The sequence below is a fragment of the Methylorubrum salsuginis genome, from assembly GCF_900114375.1.
Taxonomy (GTDB): Bacteria; Pseudomonadota; Alphaproteobacteria; order Rhizobiales; family Beijerinckiaceae; genus Methylobacterium; species Methylobacterium salsuginis.
In genome coordinates, this window is the sequence record NZ_FOSV01000001.1 from 20,067 (window position 1) to 41,494 (window position 21,428).

Annotated in this window: 20 protein-coding genes; 7 read left to right on the forward strand and 13 right to left on the reverse strand. The window is 71.2% G+C overall.

The annotated features are described in order from the left end of the window. Positions 1–59: 59 nt before the first annotated feature. The 5 genes from BM140_RS00130 to uvrB all read right to left on the reverse strand — a co-directional run bounded on the left by BM140_RS00130 (position 60) and on the right by uvrB (position 7,479). A complete protein-coding gene (locus BM140_RS00130) occupies positions 60–2,393 on the reverse strand; it encodes a hybrid sensor histidine kinase/response regulator (protein WP_091940765.1) in 2,334 nt (777 codons plus the stop codon). Positions 2,394–2,670: 277 nt separating this feature from the next. After that, entirely contained in the window at positions 2,671–3,399 is a 729-nt protein-coding gene (locus BM140_RS00135) for a glutathione S-transferase (protein ID WP_091940767.1), read from the reverse strand. A gap of 8 nt (positions 3,400–3,407) precedes the next feature. After that, positions 3,408–4,100 (reverse strand): YidB family protein, encoded by a 693-nt coding sequence (locus tag BM140_RS00140; RefSeq protein WP_091940769.1) that lies wholly within the window; start codon positions 4,098–4,100, stop codon positions 3,408–3,410. A gap of 70 nt (positions 4,101–4,170) precedes the next feature. Further along, a complete protein-coding gene (locus tag BM140_RS00145; protein WP_091940771.1) occupies positions 4,171–4,467 on the reverse strand; it encodes a hypothetical protein in 297 nt (98 codons plus the stop codon). A 333-nt stretch (positions 4,468–4,800) separates the two neighbouring features. After that, on the reverse strand, positions 4,801–7,479 hold the full coding sequence (gene uvrB, locus BM140_RS00150) for an excinuclease ABC subunit UvrB (RefSeq protein WP_091940774.1): 2,679 nt from the start codon (positions 7,477–7,479) through the stop codon (positions 4,801–4,803). A 155-nt stretch (positions 7,480–7,634) separates the two neighbouring features. Between uvrB and BM140_RS00155 the strand changes: the two genes are divergently transcribed. The 4 genes from BM140_RS00155 to BM140_RS00170 all read left to right on the forward strand — a co-directional run bounded on the left by BM140_RS00155 (position 7,635) and on the right by BM140_RS00170 (position 10,039). Next, complete coding sequence (locus BM140_RS00155; protein WP_091940776.1) at positions 7,635–8,117, forward strand: VOC family protein; 483 nt, start codon at positions 7,635–7,637, stop codon at positions 8,115–8,117. Positions 8,118–8,251: 134 nt separating this feature from the next. Continuing rightward, positions 8,252–8,866, forward strand: coding sequence for a hypothetical protein (locus tag BM140_RS00160; RefSeq protein ID WP_091940778.1), 615 nt, complete (start codon positions 8,252–8,254; stop codon positions 8,864–8,866). Further along, entirely contained in the window at positions 8,859–9,257 is a 399-nt protein-coding gene (locus BM140_RS00165; protein WP_091940780.1) for a transcriptional regulator, read from the forward strand. The genes BM140_RS00160 and BM140_RS00165 overlap by 8 nt, the downstream gene beginning before the upstream one ends. A 71-nt stretch (positions 9,258–9,328) precedes the next feature. Beyond that, positions 9,329–10,039 carry a di-trans,poly-cis-decaprenylcistransferase gene (locus BM140_RS00170; protein WP_091940782.1) on the forward strand — a complete coding sequence of 237 codons (711 nt, stop codon included), beginning with the start codon at positions 9,329–9,331 and terminating at the stop codon, positions 10,037–10,039. 123 nt (positions 10,040–10,162) lie between these two features. On the opposite strand, the gene flbD is transcribed toward BM140_RS00170, so the two are convergent. The 8 genes from flbD to BM140_RS00210 all read right to left on the reverse strand — a co-directional run bounded on the left by flbD (position 10,163) and on the right by BM140_RS00210 (position 18,178). Beyond that, the gene (flbD, locus tag BM140_RS00175; protein WP_091940784.1) at positions 10,163–11,533 is read right to left on the reverse strand and encodes a sigma-54-dependent transcriptional regulator FlbD; all 1,371 of its coding nucleotides are present in this window, start codon (positions 11,531–11,533) and stop codon (positions 10,163–10,165) included. A 152-nt stretch (positions 11,534–11,685) separates the two neighbouring features. After that, positions 11,686–12,033, reverse strand: coding sequence for a flagellar motor switch protein FliN (gene fliN / locus BM140_RS00180; protein ID WP_091940786.1), 348 nt, complete (start codon positions 12,031–12,033; stop codon positions 11,686–11,688). Between the two features lie 7 nt (positions 12,034–12,040). Next, positions 12,041–12,679, reverse strand: coding sequence for a FliH/SctL family protein (locus BM140_RS00185; RefSeq protein ID WP_091940788.1), 639 nt, complete (start codon positions 12,677–12,679; stop codon positions 12,041–12,043). Continuing rightward, positions 12,679–13,704: a flagellar motor switch protein FliG gene (gene fliG / locus BM140_RS00190; RefSeq protein WP_244535258.1), complete on the reverse strand. Its 1,026-nt coding sequence runs from the start codon at positions 13,702–13,704 to the stop codon at positions 12,679–12,681. The genes BM140_RS00185 and fliG overlap by 1 nt, the downstream gene beginning before the upstream one ends. A gap of 72 nt (positions 13,705–13,776) precedes the next feature. Next, on the reverse strand, positions 13,777–15,405 hold the full coding sequence (gene fliF, locus BM140_RS00195) for a flagellar basal-body MS-ring/collar protein FliF (protein WP_091940792.1): 1,629 nt from the start codon (positions 15,403–15,405) through the stop codon (positions 13,777–13,779). 201 nt (positions 15,406–15,606) lie between these two features. Continuing rightward, positions 15,607–15,882: a CtrA inhibitor SciP gene (gene sciP, locus BM140_RS00200; RefSeq protein ID WP_056238806.1), complete on the reverse strand. Its 276-nt coding sequence runs from the start codon at positions 15,880–15,882 to the stop codon at positions 15,607–15,609. 130 nt (positions 15,883–16,012) lie between these two features. After that, on the reverse strand, positions 16,013–16,684 hold the full coding sequence (locus BM140_RS00205) for a flagellar hook assembly protein FlgD (RefSeq protein WP_091940794.1): 672 nt from the start codon (positions 16,682–16,684) through the stop codon (positions 16,013–16,015). Positions 16,685–16,696: 12 nt separating this feature from the next. Further along, the gene (locus BM140_RS00210) at positions 16,697–18,178 is read right to left on the reverse strand and encodes a flagellar hook-length control protein FliK (protein ID WP_244535221.1); all 1,482 of its coding nucleotides are present in this window, start codon (positions 18,176–18,178) and stop codon (positions 16,697–16,699) included. Between the two features lie 264 nt (positions 18,179–18,442). Here BM140_RS00210 and mnmA point away from each other — a divergent pair, with 264 nt between their 5' ends. The 3 genes from mnmA to BM140_RS00225 all read left to right on the forward strand — a co-directional run bounded on the left by mnmA (position 18,443) and on the right by BM140_RS00225 (position 21,290). Beyond that, a complete protein-coding gene (gene mnmA, locus BM140_RS00215; protein WP_091940796.1) occupies positions 18,443–19,600 on the forward strand; it encodes a tRNA 2-thiouridine(34) synthase MnmA in 1,158 nt (385 codons plus the stop codon). A gap of 123 nt (positions 19,601–19,723) precedes the next feature. Continuing rightward, on the forward strand, positions 19,724–20,380 hold the full coding sequence (locus BM140_RS00220; protein WP_091940798.1) for a class I SAM-dependent methyltransferase: 657 nt from the start codon (positions 19,724–19,726) through the stop codon (positions 20,378–20,380). 133 nt (positions 20,381–20,513) lie between these two features. Next, complete coding sequence (locus BM140_RS00225; protein WP_091940800.1) at positions 20,514–21,290, forward strand: TVP38/TMEM64 family protein; 777 nt, start codon at positions 20,514–20,516, stop codon at positions 21,288–21,290. Positions 21,291–21,428 lie beyond the last annotated feature (138 nt).

Sequence of the window (21,428 nt, forward strand, 5' to 3'; positions counted from 1 at the left end):
GGAAGGTGGGAACCGGCTTTCGGAAAAGTCCGATGCGCCACAGTCACTTAGACAATCGCCTACTTGCCGGTCACTTGACGTAAAACCTCAGCCAGCTCCTGCGCCGAGTACGGCTTGCGCAGGAGTTCGAACCCGTGCGCGTCGTCCTGGGCCAGCACGTGGCTGTAGCCGGAGGTCAGCACCACCGGCAGCTCCGAGAATTTTTCGCGCAGAAGGCGGGCCAGCGCGATGCCGCCCATGCCGGGCATCACGACGTCGGAAAAAACCGCGTCGAACGGATCGGGCGACGCGGCGAGGGCCGCGAGCGCGGCCTCGGCGTTCTCGGTCCAGACCGGCCGATGGCCGAGGTCTTCGAGGATCTGGGTGCAGAAACGCCCGACCTCCAGATTGTCCTCGACCACGAGGACGCGCAGGGCCGCGGCCGCGCCGTCGGAGACGCTCTCGCGGCGCGCCGTCGGCGCCTCGGCGGGGGCGGGCACCTCGGGCAGATAGAGGGTGAAGGTGGCGCCCGAGCCCGGCTGGCTCTTCACGTCCACGTCGCCGCCCGATTGCTTGGCGAAGCCGATCACCTGCGACAGGCCGAGCCCCGTGCCCTTGCCGACCTCCTTGGTGGTGTAGAACGGCTCGAAGATGCGCATCAGGTCGGTGTGCGGGATGCCGGCACCCGAATCCGACACCGAAACGGCGACGAAAGCCCCCGCCGCGCCGGCATGGCCCCGGATCGGCGGCAGCGCCAGCGGCGCGTCGAGGCGCAGCGTCAGGACGCCCTCACCGTCCATGGCGTCGCGGGCGTTGACCGCCATGTTGACGAGCGCGGTCTCGAACTGGCTGGCGTCGGCACGGACGTAGCAGGCGCCGCCGGGCAGGTCGGTGACGACGCGGATGCGGGCGCCGGTCACCGAATCGAGCATCTCCGAGATGCCGCGCAGGCGCTCGCACACGTCGAAGGTCTCGGGCTTGAGCGCCTGGCGCCGGGCGAAGGCCAGCAATTGCCCGGTCAGCTTGGCGGCCCGGTCCACCGTGTCGGAGACCGCGTCGAGGTAGCGGGCTTTCCGCGCCTCCGGCAGCTCGGGCCGTCGCAGGAACTCCACCGAGGAGCGGATGATGGTGAGGAGGTTGTTGAAGTCGTGGGCGACGCCGCCGGTGAGCTGGCCCACCGCCTCCAGCTTCTGCGACTGGCGCAGGGCCTCCTCGGCCTGGCGCTGCTCGGTGATGTCGCGGCCGAAGCCGTAGAGCAGGCCGTCCTCCGGCACGATGGTCCAGAGCACCCGCCGCGGCTCGCCGAGGGCGGCGAGGCAGGTCAGCTCCAATTCGAGGTCCCGGCGGGTCAGGCCGTCGGCCACGAGCCGTTCGAGGGCGCCCGTGAGGGTCGCGCGCTCCTCGGGGACGACGAAGGCGTCGAGGGGCCGACCGAGGGACTCGGACGCGGGCCAGCCCAGCGCGCGGGTCCAGGAAGGGTTGACCGCCGCGATCCGCCCGTCGGGCGCGATCACCGCCTTCAGCACCGGCGAGAGCGCCCAGACGCGGTCGCGGTCGCGCCGCTGCGCCGTCACCTCGGCCTCCAAATCGGCGGTCTTGGCGTGAAGCCGGTGCTCCACGCGCCGCCGGGCGGTGATGTCTTGGAACAGCACCGCCACCTGCCGCCGCTGCGGCGGCTCGATGCGGAAGGCGGCGAGTTCGAGATAGCGGCCGGTCTCGACCAGTTCGCGCTGGAACCGGATCGGCGTGCCGGTGCGCAGGACCTCGCCGTAGAGGGCGAGCCACCCCTCCGCCTCGTCGTCCGAGACGATCTCGCGCAACCGCCGGCCCACCACGTTCTCGATGCCGGCATGCTGCGCGTAGGCGCGGTTGGCCTCGACATGGACGTAGTCGCTCAGCGCTCCCTGCGGACCGTCGAGGAACTGGATGACGCAGTAGCCCTCGTCCATCTGCTCGAACAGGGCGCGGTAATGCTGCGCGCGCTCGGCCAGTTCGGTCTCGTGGCCGCGCTCCGCGGTCACGTCGCGCACCACGCCCGCCTGGCGGACGAGCCCGCCCGCCGCGTCGCGCTCGGCCACGAGGGTGCGGTGCAGCCACGCCACCGCACCGGTATCGGCCCGGCGGATGCGGTAGACCGCCTTCTCCGGCGACGCCTCCCCGGAGAGGGCGGCCCCGTCCTCGGGCAGGGTCAGCGCCTCCACCGCGGCGAGGGGGAGGGTGGCCTGCGGCGCGAGGCCGTGCAGGCGGCAGAAGGCGGCGTTCGGGCGCAACATCGTGCCCGGCGGGTCGAGGGTGAAGAGGCCGAGCCCGGCGGCGTCCTGGGCGCGGGCGAGGGCATCGGCCTCCGGGGAGAAGGCGCCGGAATCCGGCTCGTCGATGGGGCGAAGGGTCTCGGTCTCGGTCACAGCCGCCATCCTACTCCACCGGACATGGCGTGGGGCTGATCTAAGATAGCAGCAGCCACGCTTCCGGACAGCGACCGAGGCGCGCAGGGGAAGCGTTTGTACGGTATCCGGAGGACCCGTGTCGGAGGCCGCCCCACGCTCTCGTCGCGCGGCGAGCGACCGGACGCCGTGTCATACCAAATCCGGCCAAATCCGGTTGATCCCTTCGGGATGGCGGATTTGGGCTTCGCTCAAGGGCCGCGCGGGCTCCTGACACGGTTTCCGCTCGAAGCAAGCGGAAGCCGTGTCAGTCGGCGTCCAGCTCCGGGTAGCGTCGAAAGATGCCCTCCTCGCTGAACGGGCGGCGCCGGTCGCTCGCCCGATAGGCGGCGATCCGCGGCAGGCAGCCGATGCGCTCGCCATGGGCGGCGAGGCGCGGCGTCGCCTCCAGCGCCCGGGCGGTCGCGGTCGGGAAGGCGTAGCGCAGGCCCTCGACCAGCTGGAACAGCGAGGTGTCGGCGTAGGAGACGGCGGCGCCGACGAGATGATCCGGTCCCGCCGGGTTGCGGGCGAGCACCCGCTCGAACCAAGCGAGGAATTTCGGGATGCGGTTCTCGCGGAAATCCCGCGCCCGGCGCAGGGCCTCGGGTTTCTGGTCCTCGTAATACAGCCCGACGCCGACCGGATGGTGGGTGTCGTGGGCCTCGGCGACCATGTCGGCGACGGTGAGCTGGATCTGGTGGGTCCAGATCCGGTCGGCATCCGTCGCGCCGACGAGGCCGATGCGGGGGCCGAGATAGAGCAGGATCGCCGCGGTCTGGCCGATGACGAGATCGCCGTCCTTGAGGAAGGGCGGGGCGAAGGGCGGGCGGATCGGCTCGTCCTCCAGCCGGTCCATCATCGCCGCGATGCCGCCGCCCTCTTCATGCGGTCGGCGGGCGACGTCGATATAGGCGGCGCCGGCCTGTTCCAGGGCGAGGCGGACGAACTCGCCCCGCCCCTGGATCATCGGCCAATAGTGCAGCTCGTAGGCCATCGGTGCCGCTACCAGCCGCGGGCATCCTCGCGGCTCGGCGGGCGGCCCTGCGGGGTGAGAGCGTCGATCACGCCGGGAAGCGCCTGGGCGAGCTGCCCGAGCAGGTCGTCGCGCGACAGGCCGGTCTCGCGGCTGAGCGACGCGACGGTGTCGGGGCCCAGCGCCTCGGCGAGGCGGTTGGGAGCGACCTGCTGGTTCGGGCCGTGGCCGATCCACGAGCCGATCACGTCGCCGAGCCCGCTGCGCTCGAAGCTCTCGATCAGGCCGCCGAGCCCGCCCGCGGCTTCCGCCCCGGCGGCATCCGCCTGATCCCGGTCGAGCCGCGCATAGGGGCCGGCACCGGGCGCGCGCTCGGCGTTGTCGCCGGGCCCGTCGAGCATGCCGGCAAGGTCGCCGAACTCGCCGCCCTCGTCTCGCTGAACCGGCGGGCCGCTACGGCGGCCCTGGCCGAACCCGCCGAGATCGCCGTCATCGGCACCGGGCTCCGGAAACCGGGATTGAGGGGAGGGCGGGCGGCCCTCGTGTCCGCCGCCCTCCTGTCCGCCGAGCCGGCCCAGGATGTCGCCGAGCCCGCCGCTCGCGCCCTTGGCGAGCAGCAGCATGAGCAGCGCCTTGACGATCGGCGACGACAGCGCGCCGCCGCGCCCTCCTCCCAGAACCTGTCCGACGACCCCGCCGATGACCTGATCGAGCAATCCCATAGGGCTCTCCCTTGTCCGATCCCGGTCCAACGGCCGGGTTGGGGCCGCGGTTGCGGCGCGGTTCTCCGGATCAGTTCTCGAGGCTGGAGCGGTAGCGCGCCGAGAGATGGTCGAGGGGGTTGGTGCGGGTCTTGCCGCCGTCGGGCACCACCGAGGTCGAGGGCCGGATCGCGCTCGGGGCCCGCACGTCGCCGGTCGGCCGGTCGGGGGCGGGATCCTGGCGGGGCAGCGTGCCGATGCCGGAGGGAAGGGTGCCGGCGGTGGGCTGATCGTTGGGGTTGGCCACGCTCTGGGCGAGCGCCGCACCGGGGAGGATCGTCGCGGCGAGGAGGGCCGCCGCGAGGGGGCGTCGAAGGGTAGGGCGCATCGGAGGGCTCCGTCGTGCGGCAAGCGGATCTGACAAGCCAATCCGGGCCTGCGGCCGAGGTTCCGATTTCGCCCTGCCGGAGTTTCGGGCATGCTTCCTCTCGGCCTCAATCGCCGGCGCCCGCCTCGGCGGGCCTAGAGCATCGTCCTGGATATCGGATCCAGGACGATGCTCTATGTGCTTGTGTTGCATCGTCTTTTTCTGAAAGCCGGAAACCACCTTTCGGGACGATGCTCTAGGCTTTCGCTTCGCTCGACGCCTCGGCAGAGCCGAGGCCCGCTCCGCGCGGCGCTCTTCGCGCCGCGAAGCCGCTGCGCGGCTTCGAGATCGCTCTTACCCCCGCTTGCGCCCGCCGCCGCCCTTGTAGCGGGGCTTCTGTCCGCCCAGCCCTTGCGTCGAGCGCGCCTTGGGCCGCTCCTGCCAGGGCACGGCGTCGGCGGGCAGTTCGCGGTCGGTGCCGGGGCCCATGTTGTCGAGCGTCGGCTTGGAGATGCGGCTGCCCTTCTGGCCGTAACGGCCGGCCTCGCGCTCGATGTCACCCTGGCGGGCCATGGGATCGTCGGAGACCATCAGTTCGGTCGTCTGGAGCCGCTTCAGCTCGTCGCGCAGGCGCGCGGCCTCCTCGAAATCGAGGTCGGCGGCGGCCGCCCGCATCCGCTTCTCGAGGTCGGCCATGACGGCCTTGAGGTTATGGCCGACGGTGATCGCGTCCTTAGCCAGCCCGGTATCGACGCGGACATGGTCGCGCTCGTACACGCTCTCGAGGATGTCGCTGATGCCGCGCTTGACCGATTGCGGCGTGATGCCGTGCTCTGCGTTGTAGGCGAGCTGCTTGGTCCGCCGACGCTCGGTCTCGGCCATCGCCCGCTCCATCGAGCCGGTGATGGTGTCGGCGTAGAGGATGCAGCGGGCGTCCGCGTTGCGGGCGGCGCGGCCGATGGTCTGGATCAGCGAGGTCTCGGAGCGCAGAAAGCCTTCCTTGTCGGCGTCGAGGATGGCGACCAGCGCGCATTCCGGAATGTCGAGGCCCTCGCGCAGCAGGTTGATGCCGATCAGCACGTCGAACGCACCGAGCCGCAGGTCGCGGATGATCTCGATGCGCTCCAGGGTGTCGATGTCGGAGTGCATGTAGCGCACCCGCACCGAGTTCTCGTGCAGGTACTCGGTCAGGTCCTCGGCCATGCGCTTGGTCAGCGTCGTCACCAGCGTGCGGTAGCCGGCCTGGGCCACCGCGCGGACCTCGCCCAGCAGATCGTCGACCTGGGAGCGGGCGGGGCGGATCTCGATCACCGGATCGACGAGGCCGGTCGGGCGGATCACCTGCTCGGCGAAGACGCCCTGCGTGCGCTCCATCTCCCACTTGGCGGGCGTGGCCGAGACGTGGATCGACATGGGCCGCATCGCGTCCCATTCCTCGAACCGCAGCGGGCGGTTGTCGAGGCAGGAGGGCAGGCGGAAGCCGTATTCGGCGAGCGTGGCCTTCCGCCGGAAGTCGCCCCGGTACATGCCGCCGATCTGCGGCACGGTGACGTGGCTCTCGTCGGTGAAAACGAGCGCGTTGTCCGGCAGGTACTCGAACAGGGTCGGCGGCGGCTCGCCGGGTTTGCGGCCCGTTAGATAGCGCGAATAATTCTCGATGCCGTTGCAGGCGCCGGTGGCCTCGATCATCTCGATGTCGAAGGTGCAGCGCTGCTCCAAGCGCTGCGCCTCGATCAGCCGGCCCATCTTCGTCAGCTCCTCGACGCGGAGCTTCAGCTCGGTCTTGATGCCCTTGATCGCCTGCTGCAGGGTCGGGCGCGGCGTGACGTAGTGCGAATTGGCATAGACCTTCACGAACTTGAGTTCGTTGATCTTCTTGCCCGTCAGCGGATCGAACTCGACGATCGACTCGATCTCGTCGCCGAACAGGCCGATGCGCCAGCCGCGATCCTCCAAGTGGGCCGGCCACAGCTCGATCACGTCGCCGCGGACGCGAAACGTGCCGCGGGCGAAGTCCGACTGGATGCGCTTGTACTGGAGCGCCACGAGGTCGGCGATGAGCTGGCGCTGCTCGATCTTCTCGCCGAGCGAGACCGTGAACGACATCGCCGTGTAGGTCTCGACCGAGCCGATGCCGTAGATGCAGGACACCGAAGCGACGATGATGACGTCGTCCCGCTCCAAGAGGGCGCGGGTGGCCGAGTGGCGCATCCGGTCGATCTGCTCGTTGATCGAGCTTTCTTTTTCGATGAACGTGTCGGAACGCGGGACGTAGGCCTCGGGCTGGTAGTAGTCGTAGTAGGAGACGAAGTATTCTACGGCATTGTCTGGAAAAAAACTCTTGAATTCGCCGTAGAGCTGCGCCGCGAGCGTCTTGTTCGGGGCCAGGATCAGGGCCGGGCGCTGCGTCTCCTCGATGACCTTGGCCATCGTGAAGGTCTTGCCCGAGCCCGTGACGCCGAGCAGCACCTGATCGCGCTCGGTCCCCTTCACGCCCTCGACCAAAGCCGCGATGGCGGTCGGCTGGTCGCCCGCGGGGGTGAAGTCGGATTTCAGGGTGAACTTGTAGCCGCCCTCGGACTTCGCCGGGCGCTCCGGCCGGTGCGGCACCCAGGCCTCGCCGTTCTTGAACAGCGGATTGCCCTCGGTGAGCAGTTTTTCCAGTGCCTCGACGGTGGCCGAGACGCCCTCGGTGGCCAGCGACGGGGCTTCCTCCGGGGTGTTGCCCGGCGCCGGGCCGTCGTCGGGCGGGGTCAGGCCGAGCGCCTGGGCCAGGCGCGGATCGACATCCGCCGCATCGCCCAGGGCGAAGCCCGCCTGCGGCGCCTCGGCGAAACCGTCCTGCGCGAGTCTTTTGCGAGTTTTGGCCGCGCCCTTCCGGTCGCGCGGCGGCTCCGGCACCGGCTCGGCCGGGCGGATGCGCTCGCGGTTGAGCGCCGGGCTGAGCAGGGCGGCCAGATGCTCGTCGAGGGGCTTCAGCTCGGGCTTGTCGGCCCGCGCGGTCGCGGCGCGCGGTTTCTTGGGTGCGGGCATGGGTGCAATATGGGCCGGACCGGGCTCCGGCGGAAGACGGTCGCGGGTTCGGTGTTGCCGCGCCCGCGGTCGCCCCATACCGTGGGGGCCCCGGCGGGAAGGGCGACAATCACGAGGCGGGTCGGCCTCCGAGGCCGAGACGGAGCCGTCGCGCCATGCCTGATCCGATCCATCCGCAGACCCGCATCGGCCATGTCCACCTCAAGGTCGCCGATCTGGAGCGGGCGCTGGGCTTCTATTGCGGCGTGCTGGGCTTCGCGCTGACGCAGCGTTACGGCAGCCAGGCCGCCTTCGTCTCGGCCGGCGGCTACCACCACCATATCGGTCTCAATACCTGGGAAAGCGCGGGCGGCTCGCCCCCGCCTCCCGGCACCACCGGGCTCTATCACCTCGCGATCCTCTATCCCGACCGCGCCGCGCTGGCCGACGCCCTGCGCCGGGTCGAGGCCGCGGGCATCCCGCTCGACGGGGCCAGCGACCACGGCGTGTCGGAGGCCCTCTACCTGCGCGATCCCGACGGCAACGGCGTCGAACTCTATCGCGACCGCCCGGAGGCCGAATGGCCGCGCGACCCGGAGGGAGGGCTCGCCATGGTCACCCGGAGACTCGATCTCGCGGGGCTTCGCACAGAGGCCTGATCCGGTTTCCCGAAAGGCTCGGCCCTGCGGCCGGTCGCCGGGGCAAGCCCCCGGAAAGCCGAACCCGCTTGACGGCTCTGCATCCGCGTGTACTTTGCATTGCAAAGTACGGCCGTCCTCGGAGGGGGCGCCCCATGCGCGATCTGGACAAGGCCCTGGCCGACATCGTCGCGATCCGGATGCAAATCGCGCGCGACACCGCCTTCCGCGGCCTCGGGGCGGCGACGCTCGCCGCGACCGGCGCGCTGGCGCTCGCGGTGGCGGCGGGTCAAGCGCTCGTTCTCGACGATCCGACCGGGCGGCCGGTCGCCTTCTTCGGGCTTTGGATCGCGACCGCCATCGCGGCCTGCGCGCTGATCGGCTTCGAGGCGGTCCGGCGCTCCCGCCGGGTCCATTCGGGGCTCGCCGACGCCATGGTGTTCAACGCCATCGAGGGGTTTCTGCCGGCGGGCGGGGCGGGGTTCTGTCTCGGGCTGGTCTTCGCCCGCTTCATGCCCGAGGCTTTGTGGATGCTGCCGGGCCTGTGGCAGGTGCTGGTCGGGCTCGGGCTGTTCGCCTCCGCCCGCATCCTGCCGCGCCCGGTCCAGCTCGTCGGCGCGTGGTATCTGCTCGCCGGCCTTTCCGTGCTGGCGCTGGCGAGCGAGGGCCGCCACCTCTCGCCCTGGTTGATGGGCCTGCCCTTCGCGGTCGGCCAGGGGCTGCTCGCGATCATCGTCCACCGCCAGAGCGAGGGAGGCCTCGATGCCTGACGCGACGGAAGCGCGCTTCTCCTACGAGGGGCTCGACCGGGTGATCCACGAGCGGGCGCGGCTCTCGGTGCTGACCTCGCTGGTCGCTCATCCCCGCGGCCTCGCCTTCCCCGACCTCAAGCGCCTGTGCGGGCTCACCGACGGCAATCTCAGCCGCCACCTCGCGGTGCTGCAGGAGGCCGACCTCGTCGCCTTGGAGAAGGGCTACGACCACAACCGCCCGCAGACCCTGTGCCGGCTGACGCCGTCCGGCCGCGCCCGCTTCCTCGACTACCTCGCGGTGCTGGAGCAGGTGGTGCGCGACGCCCAGAGTGCGGGCGGCAAGCTCGCCGGCAAGGACGCCGCGGCCACCGGTGGCAAGAAGTCCACAGGCCTCGCCGAGCCGGCCTGACCGGCACCGAATTCGCATCCGATCCGCGCGTTGGTGTGTTCTCGTTTCCGATTTCGTCCGGGAGCTTTACGATGCAAAGCAATTTCGACCGCAGATCGAAGCTCCATACGGCCATCATCATGGACGGCAACGGTCGCTGGGCCAGCGCCCGCGGCTGGCCGCGCGGGGCCGGGCACCGGGCCGGCGTCAAGACGATCCAGCGGGTGGCGGAGGCCGCCCCCGATCTCGGCATCGGGACGCTGACGCTCTACGCCTTCTCCTCCGACAACTGGCGCCGCCCGGCCGACGAGGTCGGCGGGCTGATGCGCCTGCTCAAAGCCTATCTGCGCAGCGAGACCGACCGTCTGGCCCGCACCGGCACGCGGCTCACCGTGATCGGCCGCCGCGACCGCCTGCCCGACGGCATCCCGCAAGCCATCGAACGCGCCGAGGCTGCCACCGCCGCCGGCACCCGGCTGACCCTGCGCATCGCCGTCGATTACTCCTCCCGCGACGCGATCCTCTCGGCCGCCGCCCGGCTCGGCCCGGAGGGTTTTTCGCGCGAGGCGATGAGCGGCGCCCTGGGCGAGGCCGGCGACGTCGATCTCCTGATCCGCACCGGCGGCGAGAAGCGCCTGTCCGATTTCCTCCTATGGGAGGCGGCCTACGCCGAACTCCACTTCACCGACCGGATGTGGCCGGATTTCGGGGAGGCGGATCTGGCGGCGGCGGTGAGCGACTTCACCGCGCGGGATCGGCGGTTCGGCGGGTTGAACGCGCCGCGGGTACCGGAGGCGGCGTGAAGTCCGGGGTTCCCAAAGGGCGAGCCCTCTGGCGGGGTCTCGGGGCAGCGCCCCGAGGCTGGCTTCGCCGACCCGGGCTTTGCCCTGGACCCACGAAAGGACTCGGTCCTTTCGAAACCGGGATTACCCGTAGGCCGCCATCGCCCGCACCCCGCCGGGCTCGGCCACCTGCACGCCGGCATCGACGTACTCGTTGAGCTTGTTGCGCAGGGTCCGGATCGAGATGCCGAGGATGCGGGCGGCATGCGTCCGGTTGCCGAGGCAGTGGTCGAGGGTGTCGAGGATCAGGTCGCGCTCGACATCGGCCACGGTGCGGCCGACGAGGCCGCGGGTGGCGGCTTCAGCCAGGCTCGCGGCGCGCTCGACCGGGCCGGACGGCGCGGGCGCCGCCAGGGAGTCGCCCTCCGGGCTCAGGATCGCGTCCGCGCCGATCTCAGCGCCCTGGGCCAGGAGCACGGCGCGGTGGATCGTGTTCTCCAACTCGCGCACGTTGCCGCGCCACGGGTTGCGGGCGACGAGACCTTGCGCCTCGCGGGCCAGCGCGCGCACCGGCACGCCGTTGATCTCGGCATATTTGCGGGCGAAGTGGCCGGCGAGTTCGAGGATGTCGGCGGGGCGCTCGCGCAGGGGCGGCAGGCGCAGGTGCACGACGTTGAGGCGATAGAACAGGTCCTCGCGAAACGTGCCCTTCTTCACCTCCTCGGCGAGGTTGCGGTTCGAGGTCGCGAGCACGCGGATATCGACCTTCACGGGCGCGGCGCCGCCGACCCGGTCGATCACCCGCTCCTGCAGGGCGCGCAGGAGCTTCGATTGCAGCCGCACGTCCATCTCGGAGATCTCGTCGAGGAGCAGCGTGCCGCCATTGGCCTCCTCGAACCGGCCGATGCGCCGGGCCACCGCGCCGGTGAAGGCGCCCTTCTCGTGGCCGAACAGCTCGGATTCGAGCAGGGCCTCGGGGATCGCCGCGCAATTGACCGAGACGAAGGGCCGGCTGCCGCGGTTCGACTTGGCGTGGACATGGCGGGCCAGCACCTCCTTGCCGGTGCCGCTCTCGCCGGTGATGAGCACCGAGGCCTCCGAGCGGGCGACCTGCTCGGCGAGCTTCACGACGCGCTCCATCGACGGATCGCGCCAGACGAAGCTGCGGGCGTCCGCCGCCACCGCCTCCAGCACCGCCGCGATCAGCTCCGGGTCCGGGGGGAGGGGGATGTATTCCTTGGCGCCGGCCTGGATCGCGGCCACCGCGGCGCGGGCGTCCGAGGCGATGCCGCAGGCGACCACGGGGGTGCGGATGCGCTCCTCGCTGAGCGCCTGCACCAGCCGGGCGATGTCGAGCCCGACATCGACCATGACGAGGTCGCCGCCCTTGGCGCGCAGCACCGCGAGCCCCTGATCGAGCCCTTCGGCATGGGTCACCGAGGCGCCCCGGTGCATGGCGATCTTCGAGGCGGTGACGAGCTCGCTCGAGAGCCGTCCGACGATGAGGAGCCGCATGGTGGGTTCTCCGGATTCTTTCTCGCTGCGAGGCGGCCCGCCCCGAACCCCGATGAATCCTCATCGGGGTTCGGCCCCCGCAATGGCGGGGCGGCGGCCGTCCGCCGGGCGCGCCACTCCCGACCCCGGTCGGGAGTGGCACAACAGGGAAATCAGTGATCGTTCTTGATGATCTCGGTCATGGTGACCCCGAGGCGCTCCTCGACGAGCACGACCTCGCCGCGGGCGACGAGGCGGTTGTTGACGAAGACGTCGATGGCCTCGCCGACCTTGCGGTCGAGTTCCAGCACGGCGCCGGGGCCGAGGCGGAGCAGGTCGCCGATCGGCATGCGCGAGGAGCCGAGCACCGCCGAGACCACCACCGGCACGTCGAAGACCTGTTCGAGGTCGGCGGCGCTTTTGGGGGCGGTCGGCACGTCGCGCACCGAGCCGGGGCCGCCCTCGTCGTAGGCGAAGTCGGCGTCGTTGAGCTGGGGCAGGCTGAAATCGTCGCTGGACATCGGGACCTCAGTCTTCGGAAGGGAGGCAGGGCGTCAGGGCGTCGTGGACGGCGGCCTCGATGCGGGCGCGCTCGCGGACGACGCCGCCATCGGCCCATTCGAGGCGGGCGTCGCCCGGCGGCATGTCGGGCTCGCCGAGCACGACGAGGCGGCCCTCGAAGCCGTGCTCGCGGGCGAGCCGCCGCATCAGCGTCTCGGCCTCCTCGACGAGGTTTTCGTTCAGGCGCAGCACGAGGTGGGGCACGCCGCGCAGGTGGCGCAGAGCGGCGCGGGCGGCCTCCTCGACGCCGGCGAGCGGCTTGGCGTCGAGGGCCTCGCCCGCGATCCGCTTGGCGAGCGCGGTCGCGAAATCCAGGGCCTGCGCCTCGCGCTCGGCGTCGCGGGCATCGGACTGGTGGATCAGGCCGGCGGCGGCCAGGCCGATCCGGGTGAGCGCGTCGGCGAGCCGCGCCTGCACCTGGGCGGTGGCCTCGGCCCGGCCCTCCTGCAGGCCGCGGGCATGGGCCGCCGCGGCGACCGCCTGGCGCTCGGCATCGGCGGCGGCTTGCTCGGCGGCGACGCGGGCGGCGGCCTCGGCATCGGCCGGGGAGGGGCCGCGGGCGCGGCCGAAATCGGTGTCGAACAGGAAGGGGCGGGAGGCGCGCATCAGTAGACCAGCTCCTCCTCGCCGCCGTTCTTGGTGATCATGATCTCACCCTTCTCGGCCAGTTCCTTGGCGAGTTCGGTCATCTTGGCCTGGGCCTCGTCGACCTCCTTGAGGCGGATCGGCCCCATCGAGCCCATCTCGTCGTTGAGGTTCTTGGCGGCGCGGCTCGACATCTGGGCCATGAAGAAGCTCCGCACCCGCTCGTCGGCGCCTTTGAGCGCCCGGCACAGGGTGTCGTTGTCGACCTTGCGCATCAGGGTCTGGACCGAGCCCGGATCGAGCTTGAGCAGATCCTCGAAGGTGAACATCAGCTGGCGGATCTTCTTGGCCGAGCCGCGGTTGGCCTGGTCGATCGCGGCGAGGAAGCGGGTCTCGGTCTGGCGGTCGAAGGCGTTGAACACGTCCGCCATCAGCTCGTGGGCGTCGCGGCGCGTGGTCTGGGCGATGGTGGAGACGAACTCCACCCGCAACGTCTCCTCGATGTGGCGCAGGGCCTCCTTCTGCACCGTCTCCATCCGCAGCATGCGGTTGAGCACGTCGATGGCGAACTCTTCCGGCAGGATCGTGAGCACCTTGGCGGCGTAGTCGGCCCGCACCTTGGACAGCACGACCGCCACCGTCTGCGGATACTCGTTGCGCAGGAAGTTCGCGAGGATCTCGGGGTCGATCTGGACGAGGCTGCCCCAGACGCGCTTGCCGGAAGCGCCCTTGATCTCCGCCATGATCGCCGAGACCTGCTCGGGCGGGAAGATCTTCAGCAGCAGCGACTCGGTGCGCTCGAAGTTCGAGGTCATGCCGCCGCCCGACGACAGGCGCGAGACGAAGTCGACGATCAGCTTCTCGACGGTGCCGGCCTCGAGCGAGCCGAGCTGCACCATCGCGTGCGAGACGATCTTGATCTCCTCTTCCTCGAGCCGCTGCCAGATCGGCGCGCCCTCCTCCTCGCCGAGCAGCAGCAGCAGCGCGGCGGCCCGCTGCGGCCCCGTCATCTGCGCGAAGGCCGCGGACGAGTCGATGCTCTCCATCGCGGCGGTGAAGTTCACGCCCGGAATCGGATTGATGCCTGCCGACATGATGGGTCTTCCTCCTCAGGCGGCTCAGCTGTCGTGGATCCAGTTGCGCAGCACCTCGACCGTCTCGGTCGGGCTCGCCCGCACCATGTCGACCACGCGTTCCACCGTCTCGGCCTGGATCTGGCCGTTGATCTTGGCCGACTCGAGGAACTTGTTGGTGCTGCTCTCGCGCACCGGCTCGGCGCCGGCCTCGCTCACAGCCCCCTCGCCCCCGGCCAGCGCCAGCGCCCCGGCCGGGCCCAGGATCGCGACGACCGGCGCCTCGGATTCGAGCACGCGCTTGAGCAGCGGGCGCACCACCGCCATCAGGACGATCAGGGTGAGGAGGCTCAGCACGACGAGTTCGACCATGCGCATCACCTCCTCCTTGCTCGGGTTCATGAGCGATTGGAGCAGGCCGGGCTCGGCGAAGTCGCCGGCCGCGGGGGTCTCGGCGAAGCGCAGGTTGACCACCTCGACCTGATCGCCGCGCGCCTTGTCGAAGCCGACCGCGGTGCGGACCAGGGCGGCGATGCGCTCGATTTCGGCCGGGGGACGGGGCTGGTAGGTGGCCTTGCCGTCGGCGCCGGGCACGTAGAGCCCGTCGACCACCACGGCGACCGAGAGCCGCTTGAGGCGCCCGCCCTCCAGAGTCTCGACGCGGGTCACGCGGGAGATCTCGTAGTTGGTGGTCTCCTCGTTCTTCTGGCTCTGGTCCTTCTGGGCCTGCTGGCCCTGGTTCTGGTTGGCGCCGGGCAGTTCGTTGCCGACGGTCACCTGCCCGTCCCCGTTCGAGGTCTGGGAATTCTCCGAGCGGGTCTGGGTCGAGCGCACGACGCGGCTCTCGGGATCGAAGCTCTCGGAGCGACTCTCGACCCGGTTGAGGTCCATCTCGGCGGCGACCTGCACCCGGGCGCGCCCCTGGCCGACGATGCCGGCGACGATCTCCTCGATCTGCGAGCGCAGGCGCCGCTCGATGCCGCTCTGGCGCTCCTCGACGAGGCCCGCGCCCTCGGCCTCGGCGCCCCGCGCCCCGTCGGCGAGCAGCCGGCCCCGCTCGTCGACGATCGAGACCCGCTCGGGCTTCAGGCCCTCGACCGCCGAGGCCGCGAGATGGCGGATGGCGCGGACCTGGCCCGGATCGAGGTCGCCCATCAGCTTGACGACGATGGCGGCGGAGGGCGCCTCGCGGTCGCGCTCGAACAGGCGCCGCTCGGGAATGACGAGGTGGACGCGGGCCGCCTGGACCCGGCCGATGGCGCGGATCGAACGGGCGAGCTCGCCCTCCATCGCCCGCAGATGGTTCACGTTCTGGACGAAGCTCGTCGAGGAGAAGGCATCGCCCTTGTCGAAGATCTCGTAGCCGACGCCGCCCTGGCTCGGCAGGCCCTTGCCGGCCAGATCCATGCGGAGTTTGGCGAGGTCGGCGCGGGGCGCCATCACGGTCTGGCCGGAATCGCCCTTGGTCTCGTAGGCGATGCCGCGGGCGTCGAGCTCGCGCACGATCGCCGAGGAATCCTGCATCGACAGGTCGGAAAACAGCACGCCCATGTCCGGGTGCGAGAACCGCAGGATCACGAAGGCGAAGAAGCCGACGAGCGTCAGCGTCACGGCCGCCATCGCGGCGATGCGCGCGGGGCCCAGCTTCGTCACCAGTTCGAGGATCGGCTTCACGGTGCGGCGCGGCCCAGGCAGGAGGCGGGGCGCGACCGGCGCCCACCCGGCAAGAATTGCCCAGGTGGTGGTTAGCGAGGAGTTAATGCGCCGCGGCGGGCCGTCGAGAAACGACGAAAGCCGCCTCGCGTCTCCGCAGGCGGCTTTCCGAAGGTCGATCACGCGGCAAGCCTCACACCAGCTTGACGCGCTTGAAGGGAATCAATGCCGGTAGTGCTGGATTCGCGTGGTGCGCAGGCCCGCCAGACCGTGCTGGTCGATGGAGTACTGCCAGCTCAGGAACTCTTCGGTCGTCAGCGTATAGCGCTGGCAGGCCTCCTCCAGGCTGAGCAGGCCGCCGCGCACCGCGGCGACGACTTCGGCCTTGCGGCGGATGACCCAGCGGCGGGTGGAAACGGGGGGGAGATCGGCGATCGTCAGGGGGCTGCCGTCGGGCCCGATCACATACTTCACGCGCGGCCGGGGGGTCTCGGTCATGATACGCTCTACACTCGACTGACCTGTCGAGAGGCAAGCTACTTGTGTCCGCTTAAAAGTTCTTGAAGCGGGTGCGTAGAATGCGATTCGTCGTTTTGGGGCAGGTGTGGACAACACGTGCTGCATCGCGCTAAGAGGCTGATGCAACAAGCGATTTGACCGCAGATGCCGGAACGCGGGACGAGCCGATCGTCAGCACCGGTTCAGTTCCGCTGAGGTCCACCCCGTCGACTTTGCCGCTCACCTTGGTGTCCACGGCGACCTTGGCGCCGGTGGCGTCGATGGCGTCGACCGTGATCGTGTACTGCCCGTCCTTGGCGGTGAGGCCGGACGCGGTGGCCCCGTTCCAGTCGAAGGTCTGGGTGCCGGCCTTGAGCGTCGTCGTCTTGGTGGCGACCACGCTGCCGTCCGATCCCTTGATGGTGACGATCGCCCGGGCCGCGGCGCGGGCCGGATTGAGGGTCCAGCTCGCCTTGCCGCCGGTCAGGTCGGTGGTGGCGCCGTCGGCCACGACCGAGCGGCCGATCAGGCTCGAGGTCGAGGCCGCGGCGGACGCCTTCGAGCTCGCCAGGATGGTGCCGAGCTGGTCGTTGGTCTTGAGCTGCTGCTCGACGCCCGCGAACTGCACCAGCTGCTGGGTGAACTGGTTGGTGTCCATCGGGTCGAGGGGGTTCTGGTTCCTGAGCTGGGTGGTCAGCAGCGTGAGGAACTGGGTGAAGTTGCCCGCGATCGCCTTGGTGTCGGCCGTGGTCGTGGCCGTCGCGCTGGTGATGCTGGTGCTGCTGGCGATGCCCGCGGCCATGGCGAAACAATCCTAGATGCGGAGGTCGAGGCCGCCGACTGCCCGCAGGCGGCGGAAGGTGGATGGATCGAGGGCGGTCGCGGCGGGGCGGTCGCTCGCGGCGCCCGCCGGGGTTCCGGGCGCACCGCCGCGCTCGGGCTCACGCCCGGAACCCTGCCCGCTCTGGCCGTCGGCCTCGCCGCGCAGCGACAGGCCGATCCCCTCGGCGGCCTCGAAGCCGGCCTGCGCCAGCGCCTGCTGCAGCGCGCCCGCGTCGCGTTGGAGCAGGGCCAGGGTTTCGGGCCGCTCCACCGTGAGATGGGCTCGCGCCCGACCGGCCTCCCGGTCGAGGTCGAGCGACACCTCGATCGCACCGAGTTCGACCGGGTCGAGCCGGATCGCGAAGCGGGCGGCCCCGGCGAGCGTGCGCAGGCCGATGGTCATCGGCACGGCGCCGAGGGGGATCGGAGCGGGCAGGGCGGGGGTGTTCGCCGTGGCAGGCGCCGCTTCCGCGGCGGATGCGGCGCCGCCCGGCGCGGCGGCAGTGTGAGAGAGGGGGGAGGGGGAGGCCGCGGGTGCGGAGCCGGCCTCGCTGCCGCCTCCGGCCGCCACCAGGGCCGCCTCGAACGCCTTGGCCCCGGCACCGAGCGCATCGCCTTTGACCGCCTCCCCCGTGGCCGCCTCGTTCTTGCTCACATCGGACTTGCTCACGTCGTTCTTGACGGTTTCGGCTGTGGCGGTGCCGTCGGCCGCAGCCTCGCCGACGGGCACGGCCGCCACGGCTTGGCCTCCCGAGGCGATCGCCTGCTCCGCCGTACCGGGCCGGTCCTCCACCGCCGTCCCGGCGGCCGGCGCGAGCGGGGCCGCAGCGGGGGTGAGAGGCGGCGTCGGCGTGGGGCCGGCAACGCCTTCGGGCGCGCGGTCGGTCGCGCCGGCCTCGTCCTCCGAGGTCGCGCGCGGGCCAGCCGCGTCCTTGCCCGTCGCCCCAGCGCCGGCGTCCCGTGCCACCCCCTCCGGTGCGGGGGCCGCCTCGGCCTCCGGATCGGCCCGCGCGGCGCCCCGCGCGTCGTCTCCTTGCGCCTTCGCCCCCCTCGCGGGGAGCGGCGCGGCTTCCTTGGTGGCGACCTTCGTGGTGTCCTTGCTCGTATCCTCGGCGGCCTCGGAGCGCGGCGCGGCCGCCTCGGCGACCGGCGCCTTGGCCGACGACGCGCGCTTCGCCGCCGCTCCGGCGAGGGCGGCCCGGCTCGCATCGTCAGCCCGGCGGGCCTCGCGCCCGGCCTCGATCTGGCGTGCATCGGCTCGGCGTGCGTCGGCTTGGCGTGTATCGACTCGGCGCGCGTCGGCGCGGGCATGGTCCTGCCGCGCGGCGGCGTTTCGCGCCTCCCCCCGTGCCGTGTCCAGGCGCTCCTGCGCGAGGCTGAAGCGCTCGCCGGTCCCGGCCACCCGCGTCGGCGCGGCCGGGCGCGCGGGCGCCCATGCCGCCCCCTCATTCCTGTCCGTGCGCGCGACCGTCATGCCTCGACCTCGTTCCGACAAGCCACGCGCAAGCCGCGCGCCAGACGGCGGATTCGGGCAAATCCCTCCCGGATCGAACGAATTTTTCGAGACGTCTCGGTCCGTCCGGCCGAGACCGATCCAAAGATGCCGCCCATCCGGCAGCTTTTGCCGGTCTCCCGTCCCTGGAAAACCGGGACCGGGATCGCTATAGACTCCCGCACACGCGCCGGGCCCTCAGCCCGCCCGCGCCCTCGCGACGGCCCGCACGGGCCCATCACGGCCATGAACTCGCTCGATCTCCCGAAGCCCCCGCACGAGACGCGCGTCGTCGTCGCCATGTCGGGCGGCGTCGATTCCTCGGTGGTGGCCGGGCTGCTGAAGCGCGAGGGCTACGATGTCGTCGGCGTCACCCTCCAGCTCTACGACCACGGCGCCGCGACCCATCGCAAGGGTGCCTGCTGCGCCGGTCGCGACATCCACGACGCCCGCACCGTCGCCGAGACGCTGGGCATTCCCCACTACGTCCTCGATTACGAGGACCGCTTCCGCGAGTCGGTGATCGACCGCTTCGCCGAGAGCTACCTGTCGGGCGAGACGCCGATCCCCTGCGTCGAGTGCAACCGCTCGGTGAAGTTCCGCGATCTGCTGGGCATGGCCCGCGATCTCGGCGCCGAGGCGCTCGCCACCGGCCACTACGTCGCGAGCCGGCCCGCGGCCGACGGTGGGCGTGCCCTCTACCGCGCCCTCGATCCGGCCCGCGACCAGAGCTACTTCCTCTACGCCACCACGCCCGAGCAGCTGGCCTTCCTGCGGTTTCCGCTGGGCGAGCGCCCCAAGGACGAAACCCGCGCGCTCGCCCGCGAACTCGGTCTGGCGGTCGCCGACAAGGCCGACAGCCAGGACATCTGCTTCGTGCCGCAGGGCGGCTACGCCGACGTGATCGCCAAGCTCAGGCCCGAGGCGACCCGCCCCGGCGCCATCGTCGATCTGGAGGGCCGCCAGCTCGGCGAGCACCAGGGCATCGTCCACTACACCGTCGGCCAGCGCCGGGGCCTGAAGCTCTCCGTCGGCGAGCCGCTCTACGTCGTGCGGCTGGAGCCCGAGACCGCCCGCGTCGTCGTCGGCCCCCGCGCCGCGCTCGCCACCCGCCGCATCCGCCTGACCGACCTCAACTGGCTCGGCGAGGGCGCCCCCGAAACGCTGACCGACCTGCCGGTGGCGGTGCGGGTGCGCTCCACCCGCGAGCCGCGCCCCGCCCGCCTGTCGTGGAACGGCGCGGAAGGCTATGCCGAGGTCGAACTCGCCGCCCCCGAGGACGGCGTCTCGCCGGGTCAGGCCTGCGTGATCTACGCCGATGACGGCCCCCGGGCCCGCGTGCTCGGCGGCGGCACCATCAGGCGCATCGGCGCGTTGCAAGCCGGGACGGCCGAGGCGGCCTGATGGGGGCTGTCGTGCAGCGCCCGTCGCAATCCGGTTTTCCGATATCTTTATCCTCCGCGCCGTCCGGGCTTGCGTCCGGTTCGCGGCGCGACGGGACGATCTGACAAAAGGGTCACGCACGAGATGCTGAACCAGCGGGCGCCCGAGGCCGGGCCGACCACCGACCTGATGCGCAAGGCCTATGCCCGCTGGGCGCCGGTCTACGACGTGGTCTACGACAAGCTCACCGAGCCCGCCGCCCGCGCCGCCGTCCAGGCCGCCATCGCCCACGGGCCGCGGGTGCTGGAGGCCGGCGTCGGCACCGGCCTGTCGCTGGGCTACTACCCGCGCGACAGCTTCGTCTGCGGCGTCGATCTCTCCGAGGACATGCTCAAGCGCGCGGGTCGCAAGGTCGCCCGCCGCGGGCTGACCCACGTCAAGGGCCTGCAGGTCATGGACGTGTGCCGCCTCGGCTATGCCGATGCCAGCTTCGACGCGGTGGTGGCGCAGTTCCTCATCACCCTGGTGCCGGACCCGGAAGCCGCGCTCACCGAGTTCCTGCGGGTGGTGCGCCCCGGCGGCGGCATCGTGCTCGCCAACCATTTCGGCCAGTCGAACGGGCCGGTCGCCCGCGTCGAGGAGATCGTCGCCCCGCTCTGCACCAAGATCGGCTGGTCCTCCGACTTCAAGGCCACCCGCATCGAGGCCTGGGCCCGCCGCAACGGCGTCGAGGTGATGGGCCTCGCTCCGACCTTCCCCGGCGGCTTCTTCAAGATCCTGCGGATGCGCAAGCCCGGGTGATGAGTGTGCCCGGGATACCGAAGGGATCATCCCTTCGGCGGGGCGCCGGGGCAGAGCCCCGGCTTCCCTCTCGACCAGGGCTCTGCCCTGGACCCGCGAAAGGACGCGTCCTTTCGAATCCCGTGATTTTGCGATGAGCGGAGCCGGTCCCCGTCGCGCTTGGCTGCGCTGGCTGCCGCTCGTGGTGCTGCTGGCCCTGTCCCTCGGGATCGCCGCCGCCGGCGGCTCGCGCCTGCTCGATCTCGACCGCATCGCCGAGGCCCGCGCCGCGCTCCAGGCCGCCGTCGCCGAGGACCGGGCGCAGGCGATCGGGCTCATGGCCCTCGTCTTCATCGCGGGGGTGGTCGTCTCGATCCCCGCCGTCACCGTGGCGCTGACCGCCCTGTCCGGCCTCCTGTTCGGCACGCTGACCGGCGCCCTGATCTCGATCGGTTCGGCGACCACGGGGGCGATGATCGTGTTCTCGATCGGGCGCCTCGCCGCGGGCGACCTGATCCGCCGTAAAGCCGGGCCCCGCCTCGGGCGCTTCGCCGAAGGCTTCCGCCGCGACGGATTCGGCTATGTCCTCACCTTGCGGCTCCTGCCGATCTTTCCCTTCTGGATGACCAACCTGACGCCCGCGGCCTTCGGCGTGTCGTTCCGCAGCTTCTTCCTCGCCACCGTGCTCGGCTTGACCCCCGGCGCCTTCATTTTCTCCGGTCTCGGCGCCGGCCTCGACGAGCTGTTCACCGCCCGCGAGGCGACCCGCACGGCCTGCCTCGATGCGGGCGGCTCGGACTGCGCCGTCGGCCTCGAATTGCGCTCCCTGGTGAGCCCGACCCTGATCGCCGCGCTCGCGGGGCTCGCGGCCTTCGCCCTTCTGTCGGTTTATCTACGCAGACGTCTTGAGCGGCGGACGCTCCGAGCATAAGACTTGTGCACAAGCGAGTGGCGCACGCCCCTCGCCCCGGGCGCCTCGGCCAGAGGTCAGGCCGGGCGAGGGATGCGCCGCTCAGATCGACAGCCACAACGACGGGTGACGCTTGAGACGGCCCCGCTTTCCGTTCTC